The organism is Mesorhizobium sp. P2_A8 (genome assembly GCF_056404935.1).
On record NZ_JBFUDB010000003.1, the window covers coordinates 255,134 to 277,224 of the forward strand.

Sequence of the window (22,091 nt, forward strand, 5' to 3'; positions counted from 1 at the left end):
TGGTCGCGTTGAACCCACTTCATGCGACGCGCTTTAGGTCTTTGTTTTTGTGCATGTCGTTGTCCCAAAACCGGGGCCACTTTTGGGCGACATGCGTTGGGTCACTCGGCCAGTTGCGGCAGGTTCTTGAACAGCTCCAGCGCCTCGGGGTTGGCGAGCGCCTCCTTGTTCTTGATGGCGCGGCCGTGGACGACGTCGCGCACCGCAAGCTCGGTGATCTTGCCGGACTTGGTGCGCGGGATATCGGTGACAGCGACTATCTTTGCCGGCACATGCCGCGGGCTCGCCCCGCTGCGGATTTTCGCCCGTATGCGCTTTTCGAGATCCTCGCCGAGCTGCACGCCTGCGGCCAGCCGCACGAACAGCACGACGCGCACGTCATTGTCGAAATCCTGGCCGATGCACAGCGCCTCCAGGATTTCCGGCATCTGTTCGACCTGGTTGTAGATCTCCGCCGTACCGATTCGCACACCGCCCGGATTGAGCGTCGCGTCGGAACGGCCATGGATGATCATGCCGCCATGCATGGTCCATTCGGCGAAATCGCCATGACACCAGATATTGTCGAAGCGCTCGAAATAGGCTGCCTGGTACTTCTTGCCGTCGAGATCATTCCAGAAGCCGATCGGCATCGCTGGAAACGCCTTTGTGCAGACCAGTTCGCCCTTCTCCTGCCGAACCGGTCTGCCATCGTCGTTCCAGACATCGACGGCGAGGCCGAGGCCGGGGCCCTGGATCTCGCCGGTCCAGACCGGTTCAATCGGCACGCCGAGCACGAAGCAGGAGACGATATCGGTGCCGCCGGAGACCGAGGCCAGATGGACATCCTTTTTGATGCCGTCATAGACAAAGCGAAAGTCCTCCGGCGACAGCGGCGACCCAGTGGACGAGATCGCCCGCACGCTCGACAGATCATGGCTGCGGATCGGCTTGAGACCGGCTTTGCGCACGGAATCGATGAATTTGGCCGAGGTGCCGAAAAAATTCATCCTCTCGGCATCGGCGAAATCGAACAGGACATTGCCATCGGGGTAGAAGGGCGAGCCGTCATAAAGCAGCAGCGTCGCACCTGAAGCGAGCCCCGAAACCAGCCAGTTCCACATCATCCAGCCGCAGGTGGTGAAGTAGAAGAAGCGGTCGCCGTCGGTGAGACCGGCATGCAGCCGATGTTCCTTGACATGCTGGATCAGCGTACCGCCGGCCGAATGGACGATGCATTTGGGAATGCCGGTCGTTCCCGACGAGAACAGGATGTAGAGCGGATGCGAAAACGGCACCCGCTCGAAGCTGACGGGCTTGACGGCGAAAGGCGCCAGCGCCTCCTCCAGCGCCACCGCGGTGTCGATAGTGTCAGCGACATCGCTCGAGGTGCCGAGATAGTCGACGACCAGAACCTTGCGGACAGTGCCAAGCTTGGCCGCAACCGCCGCGATCTTGTCGGCGACCTCGATCGCCTTGCCATTGTACCAGTAGCCATCGGGCGCGATGAAGACGACCGGCTCGATCTGGCCGAAACGGTCGAGCACGCCCTGCTCACCGAAATCGGGAGAGCAGGACGACCAGACCGCACCGATCGAGGCGGCAGCCAGCATGGCGGCAACGGTCTCCGGCATGTTGGGCATCATGGCCGCGATGCGGTCGCCCTTTTTGACCTTGAGCGACAGGAAGAGCTGCTGTAGGCGCGAAGTCAGCGCATGCAATTGGTTCCACGACAGCCGGCGCTCGACCTTGTCCTCGCCGCGAAACACGATGGCCTCGCCAGAGCCGGTCTTCCTCAGAAGATTCTCGGCGAAGTTCAGCGTCGCTTCGGGGAAGAAGGAGGCGCCTGGCATCTTGTCGCCATCGACAAGCACGGGTCCGCCCTTGTCGCCGACGATGCCACAGAAATCCCAGACCAGGCTCCAGAACCCCTCGCGGTCCTCGACAGACCAGCGATGAAGCTCCGAATACGAAGAAACCGCACCGTCGGCTTTCACTGCCGCGGCCCTCATGAAAGCGGTCAAGGGTGCTGCATCAATCTGGTCTTGTGTCGGGGTCCAGAGCGGTACTTCGGCAGCCATGATCGTTCCTCCACGGTCGCCACCGCTTATGCATATCGCAGCGCAGCAGAGCAAGATTTTGTTCGGTCGATGCGACCAGATGTGCGCAAATGCCATCGCCGGGCCATAAAGACTTGAAATGCGTCAGCCCTAAGTCGTAGTGACGAATGGAGTTACACCCGTCGGGCGATTTTTGTCGGAATGGAAACACACGGAGCGATATGCCATCATCTTTGATCCGGCGCGGGATATGGGCGATCGGCGCTGCCGTGATCGTCATCGCGCTGGTCGTTGCCGCCCTGCCCCTGATCGCCTCCACCCGCATCGTGCGCGACCGCATCGCCTGGGAAATGAGCGCGTGGAGCGGCTTCCGGGTTGCCATCGACGGCTCGCCGCGCATCGAGGTCTGGCCGAAATTCCGGGCGATCCTGACCGATGTGACGCTTTCGCAATGGACCGACACCGAGGCGCCGCCGGTGGTCGAGGCCGAACGGGTCGAGGTCGATCTGTCCGCCATGGCGGCCTTGCGCGGCGACGTGGAGTTTTCGACGGCGCGGCTGGTGCGGCCGACGATCCGGGTTCAGCGCACCGCGACCGGCTTTTTCCTGCCCGCCGTCCCGACCGGCGGGCGCATCACGCGTTCCATCGACACGGCCCGCGGCGTGGTCAATGCCGACCCCGCCAAGCCCGATCTCGACAAGCTGCCGGCCGACACCTTCGGCACCGTGGAGTTCCGTGATGGCCGCATGGTGGCGTCCATCGACGGCAAGGACGTCGAGATCCTGAGCAGCATGTCCGGCCAGGCGACCTGGGCGGCGATGAACAGCAATGCGACGCTGTCGGCAACAGGGATCTGGCGCGGCGAAAGCGTTGCGCTGGACGTCGCCTCGCCGAAACCGCTTGTGCTGTTTGCCGGCGGTACGGCGCCGCTCACGCTGTCCTTCAAGGCGGCACCCGCCACCTTCTCGTTCGACGGCACGGCCAGCATGTCCGAAAACGCTTATTTCGACGGCCAGGCGAAGTTCTCGGCACCTTCGCTGCGGCGCGTCCTGGAATGGTCGCAGGCCGGTGTCGCTCCAGGTGCCGCGATCGGCTCTGTCAGCATTTCGAGCAAGATCACGGCGACGGCCGGGCGCGTCAAGTTCGACAACACCGCACTTGCCTTGGACAACAATCCGGGAATGGGCGCGCTGGACCTTACGCTTGGCGAGGCACAGCCGGTGATCTCCGGCACGCTCGCCTTTGACACACTCGACCTCAGATCGTTTCTGTCGGCCTTCACGCCGCTGGCGCCGACCGGAGGGGCGGGACCCGGCGACATCGACACAAGTTTCGCCGACAGGATCAACCTCGATCTCAGGCTGTCGGCAGCGCACGCCACGGCGGGGCCTATCCAGCTCGCCGACGTCGCCGCCACGGCCCAGGTCAAGGATGGCCTTTCCGTCTTCGATATCTCCGATGCCTCGGCTTTTGGCGGCAACATCCAGAGCAGCCTTCGCTTCGACCGCAAGCCGGAAGGCTCGCAGGTCGAGATCCGACTGCTGGCGTCCGACATCGACGGCGGTGCTTTCGGCACGGCGGCAGGGATGACCCGGCTGGTGCCGGTCGGCACGGGGACCGTCTCGGTGATCCTCAAGGGACCAGGCCGAACCTGGGATTCCATCTTCGACAATGCCGACGGCTCGGTCTCCGCGACCTTCGGACCGGGTGCGTTGAGCAAGCTCAACCTGCCGGCCTTCCTCAAGCGTACCGAACAGGGCGGCTTCTTCGCGCTCGACGACGTTTCCGACGGAACGCTGCCGATCGACGGTGCCGAGATCAAGGCCAGCATTTCGAAAGGCGTGGCGCGGATCGACAAGGCCGAAGCCAATTCGGCGAAGTACAAGATCTGGCTATCCGGTATCGCGTCCTACGCCGGGCGAGGACTGGCCTTGTCCGGCGGTGTCATTCAGGCGGACCAGACAGCGGCGCAGACCAATGGCCAGCAAGGCCCCAACCAGTCATCGTTCTTTGTCGGCGGGACATGGACCACGCCGTTCATTTCCCCGATTAGCCGCGGCGTTTCGGGGGAATAGACCTTAGGGCGGCTCAACGTTTCACGGAAACGCCGAACCGCTCCATCCCTTTGCCTTGGGGCAATTTCGGACTGCTCTACCCGCGATGTGCGGCCTGCTCGTCGAGCTGGCGCTGCACCTCACGCCGCTTGTTGGCAAGTGACGCGATGATGACGCCAACCGCAACAACCGCGATCAGGATGGTACAGGCGGCGTTGATCTCCGGCGTCACGCCGAGGCGAACCTGGCTGTAGATCTTCATCGGCAGCGTGGTGGCGCCAGGCCCGGAGGTGAAACTGGCGATGACCAGATCGTCGAGCGAAAGCGTAAAGGCCAGCATCCAGCCGGACACGATTGCCGGCATGATGACCGGCAGCGTGATCTGGAAGAAGGTCTTCACCGGCGTCGCGCCAAGATCCATCGCAGCTTCTTCCAGCGACCGGTCGAAGCTGACCAGACGCGACTGCACGACAACGGCGACGAAGCACATGGTGAGCGTGATGTGCGCAAGCGTGACGGTCAGGAAGCCGCGGTCGAGACCGATGGCGACAAAGAGCAGCAGCAGCGACAGGCCGGTAATGACTTCCGGCATGACCAGCGGCGCGAAGACCATGCCTGAAAACAGCAACCTGCCCCTGAACCGCGTGTAACGGGTCAAGGTGAGCGCCGCCAGCGTGCCGAGCACGGTCGCCACCGTGGCCGAAATGACGCCGACGCGGGCCGTGACCCAGGTGGCGTCCATCAGGCCCTGATTGTGGAACAGCGAAACGTACCATTTGGTCGAGAAACCGCCCCAGACGGTAACCAGTTTCGACTCGTTGAAGGAGAAGACAATGAGCAGGACGATCGGCAGATACAGGAAGGCAAAGCCCAGCACGATCGAGGTGACGTTGAAGCGGCTCCAGGTGGCGTTCATCTGTCTTGCTCCTGGGCGCGCGCCTGGGCCTGCTGGAAGAACATGATCGGCACGGTCAGCAGCAGCAGAAGGATGACGGCCACGGCCGACGACACCGGCCAGTCACGATTGGCGAAGAACTCGTTCCACAGCGTCTTGCCGATCATCAGCGTCTGCGATCCACCGAGCAGGTCGGGAATGACGAACTCGCCAACCGCGGGGATGAACACCAGCAGACAGCCGGCGATGACGCCGGGCAGCGACAGTGGAAAGGTGATCTTCCAGAACGCGCTGGTTGGCGGGCAGCCAAGATCCTTGGCCGCCTCGATCAGCGAATAGTCCATCTTTTCCAGCGACGAATAGAGCGGCAGCACCATGAACGGCAGGTAGGAATAGACGATGCCGATGAAGATTGCCGTGTAGGTGTTGAGGATGATCAGCGGCTGGCTGATGACACCAGTCGCAAGCAACAGCTGATTGAGCAGCCCCTCGGGCTTGAGAATGCCGATCCAGGCGTAAACCCGGATCAGGAACGAAGTCCAGAACGGCAGGATCACCAGCATCAGCAATGTCGGGCGGATCGTTGCTGGCGCCCGCGCCATGCCATAGGCGATCGGGTAGCCGACGATCAGCGTCAGCACTGTCGAGATAGCTGCAACGATGACGCTGGTGACATAGGCGTTGAAGTAGAGGGCATCCTGCGTCAACCAAGCGTAGTTGTCGAAATTGAGCGCGCCAAAGCCGGCAAAGAACCCGGAGATGCCGTCTTTGAAGCCTAGCACCGGCGTGTAAGGCGGCATGGCAATTGCTGTCTGCGACAGCGAAATCTTGAAGACGATGATGAAGGGAACGAGGAAGAAAAAAAGCAGCCAGACATAGGGAATGATGATGACCAAACGGCCAACGAAAGCCGCTCCCAGCCTGGCCAGGATGGTCTTGTCGGCATTTGTTGCCGGGGTTGATGCGGCGGTGACGGCAGCGTTCGACATGACCGCCCCTTACCGCGTCAGCACGACGCCGGCGTCGGGCCGGAAGGAAACCCAGGCGCGGTCGTTCCAGCTGAGCGGATCCTCGGTGATACGGGCCGCGTTCATGGTGCTAGCCCGCACAACCTGGCCGTCGTCGAGCTTGACGTGGTAGACCGTCATGTCGCCGAGATAGGCGATGTCATAGACTTCGCCTTCGATGGCATTGACGGCCTCGGCCGGCTTCCTCGACGACACCTTGATCTTTTCCGGCCTGATGGCGAAGGTGACGGCCGTTCCCGCACTCGCAGCCCCGGCATTGTCGGTGCGGATTGTGATGCCGTTGCCGGCATCGATGCTGGCGGCACCGGCCTCGCCGCGCGCGATCTTGCCCTCGAACATGTTCACATTGCCGACGAAACCGGCGACGAAGCGCGATCCCGGCGCCTCGTAGACTTCGGCCGGCGTCGCCACCTGCATCACCTCACCCTTGTCGATGATGGCGATACGGTCGGCCATGGTCATCGCTTCTTCCTGATCGTGCGTGACGACGACGAAGGTCAGGCCGAGGTTCTGCTGCAGGTCCATCAGTTCGAACTGCGTCTCCTCGCGCAGCTTCTTGTCCAGCGCGCCGAGTGGCTCGTCGAGCAGCAGCACCTTCGGCCGCTTGGCGACCGAGCGGGCGAGCGCGACGCGCTGGCGCTGGCCACCCGACAATTGATGCGGCTTGCGCTTGGCGAACTGTTCGAGCTTGACCAGCTTCAGCATCTCGGCGACGCGTGACGCGATCTCGAGCTTCGGCATGCCGTCCTGCTTGAGGCCGAAGGCGATGTTGTTCTCGACCGTCATATGCGGGAACAGGGCATAGGACTGGAACATCATGTTGACCGGGCGGCGATAGGGCGGAATGCCGCGCAAATCCTGGCCGTCGAGCAGGATGCGCCCGGCCGTCGGCTCCTCGAAACCGGCGAGCATCCTGAGCAGTGTCGATTTTCCGCAGCCCGAGGCGCCGAGCAGGGCAAAGAACTCGCGCTCGAAGATGGTCAGGGACAGATTGTTGACGGCGGTGAAGTCGCCGAACTTCTTGGTGACGTTGTCGAACTGGATGTATGGCTTGGCGTTCGGGTCGTTCCATGGCGCGAAATCCCTGCGGATGCTGCCAAGCGATTTCATGTCCCACTCCGTCCTGTTTCTTGCTTCTTGCCCCAGAAAGAATTGGTCCCGGCAGGTGGCTGCCGGGACCGATCAGATTGCTTATTGGCCGGTGACGATCTTGGTCCAGCTGCGTGTGATCAGGCGCTGAGTCTTGGGATCGTAGGGAGCGACCGTGTAGAGCTTCTTTATCGTCTCGGCATCGGGATAGACGGAAGGATCATCCAACAGGGCCTTGTCGACGAACTGCTGCGAAGCCTTGTTGCCGTTGGCGTAGAGCACATAGTTCGACGATTTGGCGATCACTTCCGGCTTCATCATGTAGTTGAGGAACTCGAGCGCCTCGGCGACATGCGGCGCATCCGCGGGGATCGCCATCTGGTCGAACCACATCTGCGCGCCTTCCTTCGGTACGGAATAGCCGATTTCCACGCCCTGCTTGGCCTCGACCGCGCGGTTGCGGGCCTGGAACACGTCACCCGACCAGCCCACGGCCAGGCAGATGTCGCCATTGGCGAGTGCGTTGATGTATTCGGAGGAGTGGAACTTCCTGATATAAGGCCGGACCTTGAGCAGGGCCTCCTCGGCCTTGGCGATCTCGTCCGGCGAGGTGCTGTTCGGGTCGAGGCCGAGATATTTCAGCGCCGCCGGAATGATGTCGGCCGGTGAATCCAGCACATAGACGCCACAATCCTTCAACTTGGCCAGGCTGTCCGGATTGAAGAACACATCCCAGCTGTCAATCTTGTCTGTGCCGAGTGCCGCCTGAACTTTCTTGATGTTGTAGCCGATACCAACCGTGCCCCACATGTAGTTGATCGAATATTCGTTGCCGGGGTCGTATTTGGCGGTTCGCTCCGTCACCGTGTCCCACATGTTGGAAATGTTCGGCAGCTTCGACTTGTCGAGCTTCTGGAACACGCCGGCCTGGATCTGGCGGGCGAGGAAGTTGCCGCTGGGCACGACGACGTCATAGCCGCTACCACCGGCAAGCAGCTTGGTTTCCAGGATTTCGTTGGAATCGAAGGTGTCATAGACGACCTTGATGCCGGTTTGCTTGGTGAAATCATCGATGATCGAACTGTCGATATAGTCCGACCAGTTGAAGACGTTGACGACGCGATCCTCGGCGTGGCCGCCGGCGGTGAAAAGCGTCAGAAATACCGAGGTCGCCGAAAGCCATAGCGCTTTGCGGATCATGCTATTCTCCTTTGGTGAGTGTTCCTTCGCCGGCTCGTCGCGGACCCCGCGCGGCCGGGCATTTCTTTCAGACTATTGAGCTTTCCAGGGGGCGACAAGCGCGAACTGTCGACGCCGTGGGGATGGTTCGATGAGCGGCAGCTGATGGCTCTGTGTCTCTTCCGAGACCTGGGAGGCGTGCCTGTGCCGTCAGAGGCTTTCGCCGTGGCGCGGGCAGAGATACGACGATGTGGTCCGGTCTCGATCTGACCGGCAGGGAGACTTGGCAAGATACGCCTGTCTTGTTGTTGCCGTAGTCTCAGCCTGCCCGCGCGGCAGCGAATTTGTCAATGGCAAAGCTTGGCGCCGCATCAATTAGGCGATGGCACCCCGGTAACCCCTGCGCGCTCAGGCCGTGTCTGGCGCTTGAATTCGAGCCCGATATGGACGAGCAGTGCCGTGACCACCACCGCGCCACCTACAATGGTGCGTCCCGACGGCACCTCGGAATGGACGAGCCAGACCCATATAGGCCCCAGGATCGGCTCGAACGTGCCGAGCAGTGCCGCGACGGCCGCCGGGATCAGCCGCGCGCCAGTGGCGAAGAAGGCAAGGCCGAGGCCGAGATTGACCACGCCGAAAGCGAAGAGAAAGCCCATGTCACTGGCCGACACGGCGAATGTCGATGCCTGCGAGGCGGCAAAGCCCGCCGCAAGCATGGTGCCGAGGCAGGTTGCCGGCGTCATGCGCACGCCGGAAAACCGCCGAGTGATGACAGTGGCGATCGAGAACATGACCGCAATCAAGAGCGCCAGCCCGTCGCCTATCGGCGAGACGGCGCCATCAAGCGATTCCGACACCATGATGGCGACGCCGGTGATGACGGCGGCAATCGCCAGCCAGGTCGCGACGGTCACCCGTTCGCGAAACAACGCCCAGGCAAACAGCGCCGCCAGAAGCGGCACGCCTGCCTGCATCAACAAGATGTTGGCGACGGTGGTGTAGGCAAGCGCGACGACGAACGCTGTCGATGCAGTAGCAAAGCAGGCCCCGACGGCAAGGCCGGGCAGCCCCATGTCGCGGAACATTTTCAGCATGCCGCGCCAGCCGTCGCGCCAGACCATGAAGCCGATCAGGAAGGCCGCAGCCCAGACGGAGCGCCAGAAAATAACCGTCCAGCTGTCGCCGACGGTGATGAAGCGGGCAATGGTGCCGCCGAAACTCCACATCAGCGCCGAAAGGAACACCAAGAGCATGCCGACGCGTTCCTCGCGCGGCGAGATGGTCGATAAAACAACGCTCGGCGATGATGCTGTGTCGATCATGGGCGCGACTGTCGGGCTTTTGTGGACGGGACGATGCGCAAGGGACGACAAAAAGATACTCCGTTCGCGTAGCGCAAAGGCGAAGGCCGGGGGTGAGCCAGAGACCGACGACAATTGTGGCACCGTGCCCGTCGTCACGGGGGCACGGCGTCACTGGAAATCGAAGGCGCTCAGGCCCGTCACCATCTCGTCGAGGCCTAGCGGACGCGTCACTGGCGGCTCGGCGCGCGCCAGACAGCCGGCGCGTTCGCAAAGCCGGCAGGCAGGCCCGACCGGCGTCGCCGTGACGGTGCCGGCCTTCGTGGCGGTTGCCGCGCCCGGAAGGGCCGCGCCATAGACGATGTCGTCGCGAAAGCCGATGTCGCAACCAAGCAGCAGCGCCGTGCGGCGCGGACGCTCCGAGAAGGCGCCTTGCGGTCCTTCCAGCGTGCGGGCGATACACAGGAACTCGGCGCCGTCGGGCATTTCCACCGCTTCGACGAAGATCTGGCCGGGCTGGGAGAAGGCGACATGCACGGGCAGCTTGGGGCAGCCGCCGCCAAAGCGGCTTTGCGGAAAGCCCTGGCTGCCGGCCTTGCGGAAGCGGTTGCCGGCATTGTCGACCTCCAGCATGAAAAACGGCACGCCGAGTGCGCCCTGCCGCTGCAGCATGGTCAGCCGGTTCGCCGCCTGTTCGAAAGAGACGCCGAAGCGCGAACGCAGAACGTCGATATCATAGCGTGCGCGCGCGGCGGCCGCATGAAAGGCCTGGTAGGGCATCATCAGCGCATGCGCGGCATAGCGGCCGAGTTCGAAACGGGCGAGACGGCGGGCCTCGTCCGTGGTCAATTTGAGCGCCTGGATCTCGCCAGCGACCGCGACTGTCATGCGGATCAGGCAAGCCTCCATCGCCACTTCGCGCAACTGGTCGAACGGCGACAGCCGTTCCGACAGGAACAGGCGCTGCGAGTGGCGATCATAACGGCGGCGCCAGTTCGGCATGGTGGCGACCGGCAGCACCTTGACCACAATGCCGTATTCGCGCTTCAGCCAGGCCTTCAACGCGCCGAACAGATCGTCGCCGGGATCGAGCACAGAGGTGAACGCCGCGGCCTCGTCCTCGAGCGCAGCGAAATGGTTCGGCCTGCGCTCGAATATCTCATGCACCTCGTCGATCGGCAGGCGGGCGCCGGAAAGCGCGGTCGCCCGACCTTCGCGCGCCAGGAGCTCGTTGAGGTCGGAAAGGCGCTCGGCCTGCTCGCGATAGGCGCGGAACAGCTTTATCACCGCCGCGGACGCGTTGGGCGCCGCCTCGGCAAGCTCGATCAGTTCCTGATCTCCCGGCAACTCGCCGACCAAGAGAGGATCGGTGAACACTTCCTTCAAGGCAGCGACCGACCCCCTTGCCTCGCCCTGCAATTCGTGCGGATCGACCTTGTAGACGGATGCCAGCTTGAGGATCAGCTGCACCGTCAGCGGCCGCTGGTTGCGCTCGATCAGGTTGAGATAGGACGGCGAGATACCCAGCCCCTCGGCCATCGCCGTCTGGGTCAGGCCCTTGGCGTTGCGGATGCGGCGGATGCGCGGCCCGGCAAAAATCTTCTGGTCAGCCATCGACTATCCTTGACAAGAATTTACATAATTTTCTCGGCAATCGCTCCGAATCAATTTTTACAATCGTGACAAATTTACAATGACCTCCTGTCAAACGCAACACAGGTTTTCCCTTATTTTCGGCCAATTACCTTGATTCTTCTGGCTCATTTCGCACCGCAATGTAAATTCAGTCATATTCCGGCGTACAGATGAACGGCACCGGGCACAGTTCAGCAATCCCTTCGGAGTGACCAATGACTGATTTTTACAACCTCGTCCCATCGGCGCCGGAAGGCCGCTTCGACGGCATCGACCGGCCCTACTCTCCGGAGGATGTGAAGCGGCTGCGCGGTTCGGTGCAGATCCGCCAGAGCCTCGCCGAAATGGGCGCCAACCGGTTGTGGAAGCTCATCCATGAGGAGGACTTCGTCAACGCGCTCGGCGCCATGTCCGGCAACCAGGCGATGCAGCAAGTGCGCGCCGGGCTGAAGGCGATCTACCTGTCGGGCTGGCAGGTTGCCGCCGACGCCAACACCGCTGGCGCGATGTATCCGGACCAGTCTCTTTATCCGGCCAATGCGGCGCCCGAACTGGTCAAGCGCATCAACCGCACGCTGCAGCGTGCCGACCAGATCGAGACATCCGAAGGCAACGGGCTTTCGGTCGAGACCTGGTTCGCGCCGATCGTCGCCGATGCGGAAGCCGGCTTCGGCGGCCCGCTCAACGCCTTCGAGATCATGAAGGCCTTCATCGAAGCGGGGGCCGCCGGCGTCCACTACGAGGATCAGCTGGCGTCGGAAAAGAAGTGCGGCCATCTCGGCGGCAAGGTGCTGATCCCGACCGCGGCGCACATCCGCAACCTCAACGCCGCGCGCCTGGCGGCGGACGTGATGGGCACGTCGACCCTGGTCGTCGCACGCACCGATGCGGAAGCGGCAAAGCTGCTGACCTCCGATATCGACGAACGCGACCAGCCTTTCGTCGACTACGGCGCCGGGCGCACCGTGGAGGGCTTCTATCACGTCAGGAACGGCATCGAGCCCTGCATCGCCCGCGCCATCGCCTATGCGCCTTACGCGGATCTGATCTGGTGCGAGACCTCGAAGCCGGATCTGGCGCAGGCCAAGAAATTCGCCGAGGGCGTGCGCAAGCATCACCCCGGCAAGCTGCTCGCCTACAATTGTTCGCCATCGTTCAACTGGAGGAAGAACCTCGACGACGCAACGATCGCGAGGTTCCAGAAGGAACTCGGTGCCATGGGCTACAAGTTCCAGTTCATCACGCTCGCCGGCTTCCACCAGCTCAACTATGGCATGTTCGAACTGGCTCGCGGCTACAAGGCACGGCAGATGGCGGCCTATTCCGAGTTGCAGGAGGCGGAGTTCGCAGCCGAGGCCAATGGCTACACCGCGACCAAGCACCAGCGTGAGGTCGGCACCGGCTATTTCGATGCCGTGTCAATGGCGATCACCGGCGGCAAGTCGTCGACCACCGCCATGCATGAATCGACCGAGCATGCGCAATTCAAGCCGGCCGCCGAATAGCAAACCGAAGAATACAGAGGAAACGCCCAACCGGGCTTGAGACACAAGGAGAAGACCAATGGCATCGATAAGCCGTGTCAAGGAACGCGCCGAAGAACAGTCCACGACGATGACCGTCGACCAGCAAGCGACGATCCGCATGCTGGCCAACGATCTGCACCGCCTCAACCAGTCGGTGATGAAGGCGGTCGAGGCCGGTGTCTCGGTGGAACTCGTGCGCTCGGCACGACATCACGGCGGCGACGGCAACTGGGGCGATCTGCTGATCCCGGTGATCGTCACGCAGCAACAGAGCCACGGCTGATCGAAATCCGCTCAACCGACCCTTCACCTGCGCAGTCTCTGCGCAGGTGAATTTTCTTTTTATGAAACGCGCCCATGGACAGCTCAGTACAGTAGCGTTGCTTGAAATTCACTGCTCCCGGGGATGATTTCGGGGCGTTTTATTTCAACTTGACATGGGCGACGATCTCACGCCAATTGCCCCCGAGATTCAACTCTGCATTGAAATAGGGGCGAGCTTCTTGGCCGACTTGTGTGCCCAGTGAACCGTGAAGGCGCGACTCCAAGATATCTGAATATGGTGACCCGCGACTCGCGCGCCGAGACGATCCGCGATCCTTCGCAAGTGCTCGTCGTCGGGAGATCGCCGATCAATCGCGTGGTGATTTCGAAAATCGTCGAGCGATCCGGGCTCAAGCCAATCTCGGAATCTCCCGATACGGCGGCAAAGATCTTGCGGTCCCTCATTCCCGGTGCCGTTGTCCTTGACGGTGGCGCCGACAACAAGGACTGCGACAATCTGATGTCCAGCATCGACGCGTTGCGGCGGGCCTCGGGCAAATCGCTACCGCCGGTGATCCTGCTTTCAACCAAGAATGGCACGCGGGAAAGCCTGGGCCTGTCGAGCATCATCGACGTGGTGGTCGCCAAGCCGATCACACCCGAACGGCTGCAACCGGTGATCGATCGTCTGATCAACCGCTGAGCCCGCGATCTCAACCGCTGAGTCTGCGATCAGGCTGGGTTGGTGATGCTTTCGATCAGTTCGGGCAGCTGTCCGAGATCGGATATCTGGCGGAACCGCGACTCGGCTACCGGAGCCTCGACATGCTCCAGCACCCAGGTCAGTTCATGCAGCACATGGACACCCCAACCGCCAGCCTCGATGGCCGGCACCACGTCCGACTTCAGCGAATTGCCGACCATCATGCTTTTCGCCGGACCGTCGCCGTGGCGGCTGAACAGGCGGGCATAGGTGGCGGCATTCTTGTCGCTGACGATCTCGACCGCGTCGAAAAGATCCCCGAGGCCTGACTCTGCCAGTTTGCGCTCCTGGTCGAAGAGATCGCCCTTGGTGATCAGCACAAGGCGGAATGCGCCGGCAAGCTTCTCGACAGTCTCGCGCGCATGCGGCAGGGTCTCGATCGGATGGCTCAGCATCTCGCGGCCGGCATCGAGAATCTCTGATATGACCGAGGCCGGCACGCGGCCTTGCGTGACCTCGATCGCCGTTTCGATCATCGACAACGTAAATCCCTTGATGCCGAAGCCATAGACGGCAAGGTTGCGTCTTTCGGCCTCCAGCAATCGTGCCGAGATGTGCTCGGCTTGGCCATGATCGGCAAGCATGGCGGCAAAGCGCTTCTCCGTCAGGCGGAAGAACTGCTCGTTCTGCCAAAGCGTGTCGTCGGCATCGAAGCCGATCGTCGTCAGTTTGCTATCGTGCCGCATTCAATGTCTCGACTATGGTTGGGTCTCGATTGGGATTGGGGCCGCCGAAACTAAGCCGATTGGCCTGATTTTCAACTGTGTCGGCCAATGCCCGATGTGGCTCCCCTTCCCTTCCACAGTGGGGCACGGCTATACTCCACAATCCGTAACCCAATCTGGTGAATGATGCCGCCTGCAAAAAAGGAAGTCCGTCCGTCGAGCCGCGGAGGACGGGCGCGCACGCCTGCCTTCGTGAAAAACCAACGTGGCGTCAAGAACTGGAAAGAAGTCAGCGCCTGGCTGGAATGGCGCGGCATCGAGGACATCGAGTGCATCACGCCCGATCAGGCCGGTGTCGCGCGCGGCAAGATGATGCCGTCGAAGAAATTCACCTCCAACACCTCGCTGGCGCTGCCGTCGGCTGTCTTCATGACGACGATTTCCGGCGGCTATCCCGAGGATGGCAACGGCTTCCACTATCCCGAAGACGACGGCGACCTCAAACTGATGCCGGATTTATCGACGCTGACGGTGGTGCCGTGGGAAGAAGACCCGACGGCCGCGGTCATCTGCGACCTCGTCCACCAGGACGGACGTTCGGTCGAGTTCACGCCGCGCAATGTGTTGAAGCGCGTCGTGGCCGCCTATGACAAGCTCGGCCTGAAGCCGGTGGTGGCGCCCGAGATCGAATTCTATCTGGTGCGCAAGAATCCCGATCCGGACTATCCGCTGACGCCGCCCGTCGGCCGTTCGGGACGCGCGATCGGGGGAGGCGCTGGCTATTCGATCGCCGGCGTCAATGAATTCGACGAACTGATCGACGACATCTACCATTTCTCCGAGAGCCAGGGTCTGGAGATCGATACGCTGATCCACGAGGAAGGCGCTGGCCAGCTCGAAATCAATCTGCGCCACGGCGACCCGATCGAACTGGCCGACCAGGTGTTCATGTTCAAACGTACCATTCGCGAGGCGGCGCTGAAGCATGAGATCTACGCCACCTTCATGGCCAAGCCCATCCAGGGGCAGCCGGGCTCGGCCATGCATATCCATCAATCGATCATCGACAAGAAGACCGGACAGAACATCTTTTCGGCTGCTGACGGCTCGGAAACCGAAGCCTTCTTCCATTTCATCGGCGGCATGCAGAAGCATGTGCCGAATGCGCTGGTGATGTTCGCGCCCTATGTCAATTCCTACCGCCGGCTGACACAAGCGGCGTCGGCTCCGGTCAACAACAAGTGGGGCTACGACAACCGCACCACGGCGTTCCGCGTGCCACGCTCGGATCCGGCGGCACGGCGCGTCGAAAACCGCATCCCGTCCTCGGACGCCAACCCTTATCTGGCGCTGGCGGCATCGCTTGCATGCGGGCTGATCGGCATCACCAACAAGGTCAAGGCCGAGCCGCCGGTCCTGACCACAGCCAACGCCGACGAGATCGACCTGCCGCGCGGCCTGCTCGAAGCCGTCGACCTGTTCGAGGGCGATGAGGAACTCTGCACGCATCTGGGCAAGTCCTTCGCCGCCACCTATGCGGCGATCAAGCGAGCGGAATTCGAGACGTTCATGGAAGTGATCAGTCCTTGGGAGCGGGAATATCTGCTGCTGAATGTGTGACGTCAGGAGCGAATAGCGAATAGCGAGCAATACCAGCCGCCTCCCTATTCCCCACTACTCCCTACTCGCTATTCGCTTTCTCCTCTCCAAATCCCCGAGTCTTTTGCTCCACCATGCCCTACCAATCCCCAATCTCTCCCGGCCGTTCCTGGTATGAGGACACTGCCGGCCCACGGCCGGAGTATCCGGCAATGGACGGTGACCGGACATGCGATGTCGTTATCATCGGCGGCGGTTTCACCGGCCTGTCGGCCGCTGCTCACCTTGCCAAGGCAGGGACCAATGTTATTTTGATCGAGGCGCATCGCTTCGGTGACGGCGCCTCAGGGCGCAATGGCGGCCAGCTCGGCACCGGCCAACGCGCCTGGGTCGAGGACCTCGAAGCGGAGTGCGGCTTCTCCCGCGCCAAGGCGCTGTTCGACCTTGCCGAGGAGGCAAAGGCGCATCTCCTTGAATTCGCCGCCGCCAACCGGATCGATATCGATTACATGCCGGGCCAGCTCTCGGTGGCGCACAAGCCGCGCTATGTCGACGACTACAAGGCCCATGCCGAGATCATGGCGAGCCGTTTTTCCTATCCGCATATTTCCTTCATGGATGCCAAGGAGACGGCGGAGCGGCTGGGCTCGACCGCCTATTTCGGCGGCACCCGCGACACCGGCACCGGCCACATCCACCCGATGAAGCTGGTGATCGGCACGGCGCGGGTGGCGGCACAGGCGGGCGCGCTACTGTTCGAAGAGACGCCATCGACCGGCATCATTTCCAGTGGCGGCAAGGTCAAGGTTTCGACACCGAGAGGCACGGTGACAGCGCAGAAATGCCTGATCGCGGTAAACGCCTATGGCGGCACGCTCGAGCCGGTGAGTGCCGCGCACATCATGCCGATCGGTTCGTTCATCGGCGCAACGGTGCCGCTGGGCGCGGACTCAACCGTGCTGCCGGGAGGTGAAGCGGTCGACGATTCCCGCTTCGTCGTGCGCTATTTCCGCAGATCGAAGGACGGGCGACTGCTGTTCGGCGGACGCGAAGTCTATGGCGTCAACGATCCAAAGGACATCCACATCCACATCCGCCGGCAGATCGCAGAACTCTATCCGGCACTCAGGGATGTCGAGATCACGCATGGCTGGGGCGGCTATGTCGGCATCACCGTGCCGAGAAAGCCGTTCGTACGCGAAGTGATGCCCAATGTGATCTCAGCCGGCGGTTATTCCGGCCACGGCGTCATGCTGTCGAACTTCTTTGGTAAGCTCTATGCCGAAACCGTCGCCGGCAACCGCGACCGGCTGAAGCTGATCGAGGACCTGAAAATCCCGGCGTTCCCCGGCGGCCGGCGCTTTCGCGCGCCGCTGCTGTTCCTGGCGCTCAACTGGTTTGCGCTGCGGGACAGGATCTAGTCTAGAAACTGCTTCGTCGCGATGGAATCGGGACGGGATCGATCTGTTTTTTAGAGCATGATCTCCAGCGAAAACCGGCCGCCACTTTCGGGATCGTGCTCCAGACGGAGAGGATCGCTCTCATCTATGTAATATTGTTGTAATATTTGTTGCCGTCACGGCACATTGCAGAATCCCCCGCAAAGGAGCAGAATCCCTCGCAAGGGCGTAGTGATGCCACAATTACCGATATAAAGATGCCGGTTGTGGGTGACTGACGGGGAATTCTGCGGGCTTGCCCGCTTTGGTTTCTTGGGACCGATGCAGATCTGGGGCCAGGTTTCTTGGCATTCGATCGAAAGAACATCGGCCCGCTTATGGAGGTGGCAAGAGTGAGAGAGCCCTTCAGTTTCGGTACACCGGAACGTCGGCGCTTTGCCATGCAGTTCGGATATGACATGCGGCCGTCCTTCTGGCAGGAAGTCCGCTCGAATTCGCATCTGGTGATCGCCGCGATCGGCACCGCCGCACTGCTTGGTGTCGCCGCGGTGGCGCTGTGGCTGGCATTGCCGGCCAATGACAGGCAAGCGGCAGCGAGCCCCGAGCAGACCATTCCAACCATTCCGGTGAAGACGACGAAAATCGCCCCGGTGGGAGCGGTTGTGGCTGCAGCAGCAGTGCCGCAGGCGGCGCGCAAATCGGACAAGATTTCACCGACCGTGGCGGCCGCGGAAGCCACCATACCGGCACTGCCAGCCAATGATCCCCGCTGGACCAGTTCGCAGACGAAAGCCGCATCCGCTGCCGGCACGCCTGCTCCCAGCCAGGGGACGAACCAGGTTGAACAAGCGCCGGACAAAGCCGCGGTGGCATTCGCGCAGCCGGCAGCCGATACCGATGCCGCCACCGAACTTGCCAAGGTTGCCGCACCCACTCCGCCGGCGGGCGACCATCCCGATGGCGCGAAAACCGCCGCCATCCCGGCGGGGCAGCCACAAGTGTCATCAGAGCAGCCCGAAGCGGCGGAAGGCGACGGCAGCCAGGCCAAGGCGAAACCAGGCAAAGTCGCGGCCGCCGGAACCGGACGGATCCTGCGGGCCGTGACCATGCGCAGCGGCCCCAAGAAAAATGCGGCCGCCATCGCCACGGTGCCAGCCAAAACCTCGGTGCAGGTGATGAGCTGCAAGAAGTGGTGCCAGATCACCTACAACGGCAAGACCGGCTGGATCTACAAGACCTACATCAAGACCGGCGCCTGACGCCAGTCACGACCCGCCGCCGAAATGCCGCCGCCTTCGGGCACTTGTTTTGCGCATGATCCTTTCCGAAAATCGGTACCGATTTTCGCGGTCATGCGTTGGCGCTTTCAGATGCAGCGTCCGCCGTCCACTTCCAGTGCCACACCGGTGATGAAGGCGGCTTCGTCCGATGCCAGCCAGAGTGCGGCGTTGGCGATATCGAGTGGTGTCGAAAGCCGGCCAAGCGGGATCGAAGCGCGGAACTTCTCGCGGATTTCGGGCGTGTCGGCTCCCATGAACTTCTCCAGCATGCCGGTCTCGCCGGCGACCGGGCAGAGGCAGTTGACGCGGATGTTCTTCGGCGCCAGTTCGACCGCCATCGATTTGGTGGCGGTGATCGCCCAGCCCTTCGACGCATTGTACCAGGTGAGGCCAGGCCGTGGCCGCAGACCCGCGGTGGAGGCGGTGGTCAGGATGACGCCGCCGCCCTGCCGATCCATGATCGGCACCACGGCGCGTGCGGCGTGATAGATCGCCTTCATGTTGACGGCGGTTATCAGGTCGAAGGTTTCCTCGTCGACGTTGAGCATGTCGCCGTTGCGATGTGTGTAACCGGCATTGTTGACCATGATGTCGATGCGGCCGAAGGCGCTCTTCGCGGCGTAGACCATCTCGTCGAATTCGGAGCGCAGTGAAACATCGGTCTGGGTCCAGATCGCCGCCTTGCCGATTTCGCCGGCGACACGCTCGGCGCCCTTGGCGTTGAGGTCGGCGACGACGACCCTGGCGCCTTCCTGCGCAAAGCGCCTGGCGATGCCCTCGCCAAAGCCCGCCGCCGCACCAGTGATGACGGCAACCTTGTTTTCCAGACGCATGCTTTTCCCGCTCATGATTGGTGACGGTCGGCCGGTGTGCCTGCGGCACATGCAAAGCCACGACTTCCAACCGGGTTGGTCGAAAGATGTGCGGTCATCGCCGATTTCTCCTTTGGCTTTCGCTTCGATCCCGCTCTATGCTGCAACTGCGAAGGCTTCCGGAGCCGCGCCTGTCGACAAGCCTCCGAGGTATCGGGCTGTCAAGAGGCAGGCGCAACACTCAGATGTGACACCATGGCACTGGAAAATTTAAATCGATTAGATTATATCAGCCGCGTCACAGCGACCGGCGTCAGAGCGGACAGACCATGACCAGCCAGATCATCCCCGTCGATCCTTTCGACTTCATCATTTTCGGTGGCACCGGCGATCTGTCGGAACGCAAGCTTCTGCCGTCGCTCTACTATCGCCAGCGCGACCATCAATTCTCCGAGCCGACGCGCATCATCGGCACGTCGCGCTCGAAGATGACCGACGAGGAATTCCAAGCCTTCGCCAAACAGGCGATCTCCGACCACGTCAAGGCTGCGGATATCGACGCCAAGGAACTGAAGACCTTCCTTGCCCGCCTTTCGTATGTCTCGGCCGATGCCACGACCGGCGCCGGCTTCGACAAGCTGAAAAAGGCGATCGGCGACAGCGACCGCATCCGCGCTTTCTACCTGGCAGTAGCGCCGGCGCTGTTCGGCGATATCTCGCACAAGCTGAAAGAGCACAAGCTGATCACGCCGAACTCGCGCATCGTGCTGGAGAAGCCGATCGGCCGCGACCTTGCCTCGGCGCGAGCACTCAACGACCTGGTCGGCGACGATTTCCACGAAAGCCAGATCTTCCGCATCGACCACTATCTCGGCAAGGAGACAGTGCAGAACCTGATGGCGCTGCGCTTCGCCAACGCGCTCTACGAGCCGCTGTGGAACTCCGCCCATATCGACCATGTGCAGATCACCGTGGCCGAGACCGTGGGACTGGAGGACCGCGTCACCTATTACGACAAGGCCGGTGCGCTGCGCGACATGGTGCAGAACCATATGCTGCAGTTGTTGTGCCTCGTCGCCATGGAAGCACCGTCGTCGATGGACGCCGACGCGGTGCGCGACGAGAAGCTGAAGGTGCTGCGAGCACTGAAGCGCATCAACGGCAACGAAGCACCGAAACATACGGTGCGCGGACAATACCGTGCCGGCGCCTCGGCCAGCGGAGCTGTAAAGGGGTATGTCGAGGAGCTTGCCCACGACAGCAACACCGAGACCTTCGTCGCCATCAAGGCCGAGATCGGCACCTGGCGCTGGGCAGGCGTTCCGTTCTACCTCAGAACCGGCAAGCGGCTGGCAACGCGGGTTTCGGAAATCGTCATCGAATTCAAGCCGATCCCGCATTCGATCTTCGGCGACAGCGCCGGACCGATCTTCGCCAACCAGCTGGTCATCCGGCTGCAGCCGGACGAAGGCGTCAAGCAATACATCATGATCAAGGATCCGGGTCCGGGCGGCATGCGGCTGCGCCAGATCTCGCTCGACATGAGCTTCGCGCAATCCTTCGACGGCCGAGCGCCGGACGCCTACGAACGGCTGATCATGGATGTCATCCGTGGCAACCAGACCCTGTTCATGCGCCGCGACGAAGTCGAGGCGGCGTGGAAATGGATCGACCCGATCCAGAACGCCTGGGAGAGCGCCAGGCAGGAAGCGCAGGGCTACACTGCGGGCACCTGGGGACCTTCGGCCTCCATTGCATTGATCGAACGTGACGGGCGGACATGGCACGAGAGCAACTGAACAGCGCCGCCTACAGCTGGAATAGCTTCGCCGGTCGCCAGGAATTGGCGGCCGCCCTTGCCGGTCATGTCGCCGACCGCCTGACAAAGGCTATCGCCGAGCGCGGCATAGGGCTTCTCGCCGTCTCCGGTGGAACCACCCCGGCAAAATTCTTCGCCGCCCTTTCGGCGTTACCCATCGCCTGGGACAAGGTGATTGTGACGCTGGTCGACGAGCGCTTCGTGCCGGCCTCCTCGCCGCGCTCCAACGCCGGGCTGGTGGCCGCCAATCTCTTGCAGAACGCAGCCAGCGCGGCACGCTTCGTGCCGCTCTATCACGAAGCCGTCGACATCCAGGATGCCGCGGCGTCCGACAACGCGGCGCTCCAGTCATTGCCCTGGCCGCTTGATGTCGTCGTGCTCGGCATGGGGCCGGATGGCCACACCGCCTCGTTCTTTCCCGATGCCGACGACCTGGCAAAGCTGCTCGACCCGTCCTCCGACAGGATCGTGCTGCCGGTTCACGCGGTCAGTGCCGGCGAGCCTCGGCTGACCCTGTCGCTGGCGCGCATCGTCGATGCCGGTTTCATCGCGCTGCACATCGAAGGCGAAGACAAGCGCACCGCCTTCGACAGCGCGGTTGCACCTGGACCGAGAAAGCCAATCCGCGCCGTGCTCGACGCCGCACCGAAGCCCGTAGAGGTTTTCTGGGCGCCCTGATCTGTGAACGTGCCGAGGGTCCCGGCAGACAGCCGGAGGGTGTTCCGGGACCTCGCCTGAAA

General features: G+C 62.2%; 18 protein-coding genes. 9 read left to right on the top strand and 9 right to left on the bottom strand.

The features are described 5' to 3' along the window. Positions 1–101 precede the first annotated feature (101 nt). Positions 102–2,060, bottom strand: coding sequence for an acetoacetate--CoA ligase (locus AC1D10_RS10770; RefSeq protein ID WP_477271388.1), 1,959 nt, complete (start codon positions 2,058–2,060; stop codon positions 102–104). Between the two features lie 200 nt (positions 2,061–2,260). Here AC1D10_RS10770 and AC1D10_RS10775 point away from each other — a divergent pair, with 200 nt between their 5' ends. Beyond that, positions 2,261–4,114: an AsmA family protein gene (locus AC1D10_RS10775; protein ID WP_477271390.1), complete on the top strand. Its 1,854-nt coding sequence runs from the start codon at positions 2,261–2,263 to the stop codon at positions 4,112–4,114. A 76-nt stretch (positions 4,115–4,190) separates the two neighbouring features. Here the strand turns inward: AC1D10_RS10775 and AC1D10_RS10780 are convergent, their stop codons facing one another. The 6 genes from AC1D10_RS10780 to AC1D10_RS10805 all read right to left on the bottom strand — a co-directional run bounded on the left by AC1D10_RS10780 (position 4,191) and on the right by AC1D10_RS10805 (position 11,202). Then, positions 4,191–5,009 (bottom strand): ABC transporter permease, encoded by an 819-nt coding sequence (locus AC1D10_RS10780; RefSeq protein WP_477271392.1) that lies wholly within the window; start codon positions 5,007–5,009, stop codon positions 4,191–4,193. Continuing rightward, positions 5,006–5,977, bottom strand: coding sequence for an ABC transporter permease subunit (locus tag AC1D10_RS10785; protein WP_477271394.1), 972 nt, complete (start codon positions 5,975–5,977; stop codon positions 5,006–5,008). Before AC1D10_RS10785 ends, AC1D10_RS10780 begins: the two co-directional genes overlap by 4 nt. Positions 5,978–5,986: 9 nt before the next feature. After that, positions 5,987–7,126 (bottom strand): ABC transporter ATP-binding protein, encoded by a 1,140-nt coding sequence (locus AC1D10_RS10790; protein ID WP_477271396.1) that lies wholly within the window; start codon positions 7,124–7,126, stop codon positions 5,987–5,989. Between the two features lie 81 nt (positions 7,127–7,207). Beyond that, positions 7,208–8,305, bottom strand: coding sequence for a polyamine ABC transporter substrate-binding protein (locus AC1D10_RS10795; RefSeq protein ID WP_477271398.1), 1,098 nt, complete (start codon positions 8,303–8,305; stop codon positions 7,208–7,210). A 350-nt stretch (positions 8,306–8,655) separates the two neighbouring features. Continuing rightward, a complete protein-coding gene (locus tag AC1D10_RS10800; protein ID WP_477271400.1) occupies positions 8,656–9,609 on the bottom strand; it encodes a DMT family transporter in 954 nt (317 codons plus the stop codon). Positions 9,610–9,759: 150 nt separating this feature from the next. Continuing rightward, entirely contained in the window at positions 9,760–11,202 is a 1,443-nt protein-coding gene (locus AC1D10_RS10805) for a helix-turn-helix domain-containing protein (protein ID WP_477271402.1), read from the bottom strand. Positions 11,203–11,438: 236 nt separating this feature from the next. On the opposite strand from AC1D10_RS10805, the gene aceA reads away from it, so the two are divergent. The 3 genes from aceA (at position 11,439) to AC1D10_RS10820 (ending at position 13,716) form a co-directional block, all read left to right on the top strand. Then, the gene (gene aceA / locus AC1D10_RS10810) at positions 11,439–12,728 is read left to right on the top strand and encodes an isocitrate lyase (protein ID WP_477271404.1); all 1,290 of its coding nucleotides are present in this window, start codon (positions 11,439–11,441) and stop codon (positions 12,726–12,728) included. 58 nt (positions 12,729–12,786) lie between these two features. Continuing rightward, positions 12,787–13,032 carry an SMc00767 family acetate metabolism repressor gene (locus tag AC1D10_RS10815; protein WP_477271406.1) on the top strand — a complete coding sequence of 82 codons (246 nt, stop codon included), beginning with the start codon at positions 12,787–12,789 and terminating at the stop codon, positions 13,030–13,032. 276 nt (positions 13,033–13,308) lie between these two features. Further along, positions 13,309–13,716: a response regulator gene (locus AC1D10_RS10820; protein ID WP_477271408.1), complete on the top strand. Its 408-nt coding sequence runs from the start codon at positions 13,309–13,311 to the stop codon at positions 13,714–13,716. A gap of 29 nt (positions 13,717–13,745) precedes the next feature. Here the strand turns inward: AC1D10_RS10820 and AC1D10_RS10825 are convergent, their stop codons facing one another. Further along, positions 13,746–14,462, bottom strand: coding sequence for an HAD family hydrolase (locus AC1D10_RS10825; RefSeq protein WP_477271410.1), 717 nt, complete (start codon positions 14,460–14,462; stop codon positions 13,746–13,748). 162 nt (positions 14,463–14,624) lie between these two features. Between AC1D10_RS10825 and AC1D10_RS10830 the strand changes: the two genes are divergently transcribed. From AC1D10_RS10830 to AC1D10_RS10840, 3 genes are all read left to right on the top strand, one after another. Then, positions 14,625–16,061 (top strand): glutamine synthetase family protein, encoded by a 1,437-nt coding sequence (locus AC1D10_RS10830; protein WP_477271412.1) that lies wholly within the window; start codon positions 14,625–14,627, stop codon positions 16,059–16,061. A gap of 113 nt (positions 16,062–16,174) precedes the next feature. Then, the gene (locus AC1D10_RS10835; RefSeq protein ID WP_477271414.1) at positions 16,175–17,461 is read left to right on the top strand and encodes an NAD(P)/FAD-dependent oxidoreductase; all 1,287 of its coding nucleotides are present in this window, start codon (positions 16,175–16,177) and stop codon (positions 17,459–17,461) included. A gap of 419 nt (positions 17,462–17,880) precedes the next feature. Beyond that, positions 17,881–18,699, top strand: coding sequence for an SH3 domain-containing protein (locus AC1D10_RS10840; RefSeq protein WP_477271416.1), 819 nt, complete (start codon positions 17,881–17,883; stop codon positions 18,697–18,699). A gap of 107 nt (positions 18,700–18,806) precedes the next feature. Here AC1D10_RS10840 and AC1D10_RS10845 read toward each other — a convergent pair whose 3' ends face one another. Then, positions 18,807–19,553 (bottom strand): SDR family oxidoreductase, encoded by a 747-nt coding sequence (locus AC1D10_RS10845; RefSeq protein WP_477271418.1) that lies wholly within the window; start codon positions 19,551–19,553, stop codon positions 18,807–18,809. 308 nt (positions 19,554–19,861) lie between these two features. On the opposite strand from AC1D10_RS10845, the gene zwf reads away from it, so the two are divergent. Together zwf and pgl are read left to right on the top strand one after the other, a co-directional pair. Further along, complete coding sequence (gene zwf / locus AC1D10_RS10850; RefSeq protein WP_477271420.1) at positions 19,862–21,331, top strand: glucose-6-phosphate dehydrogenase; 1,470 nt, start codon at positions 19,862–19,864, stop codon at positions 21,329–21,331. Next, positions 21,313–22,029, top strand: a complete 717-nt coding sequence (gene pgl / locus AC1D10_RS10855) for a 6-phosphogluconolactonase (RefSeq protein WP_477271422.1) — start codon at positions 21,313–21,315, stop codon at positions 22,027–22,029. The genes zwf and pgl overlap by 19 nt, the downstream gene beginning before the upstream one ends. Positions 22,030–22,091 lie beyond the last annotated feature (62 nt).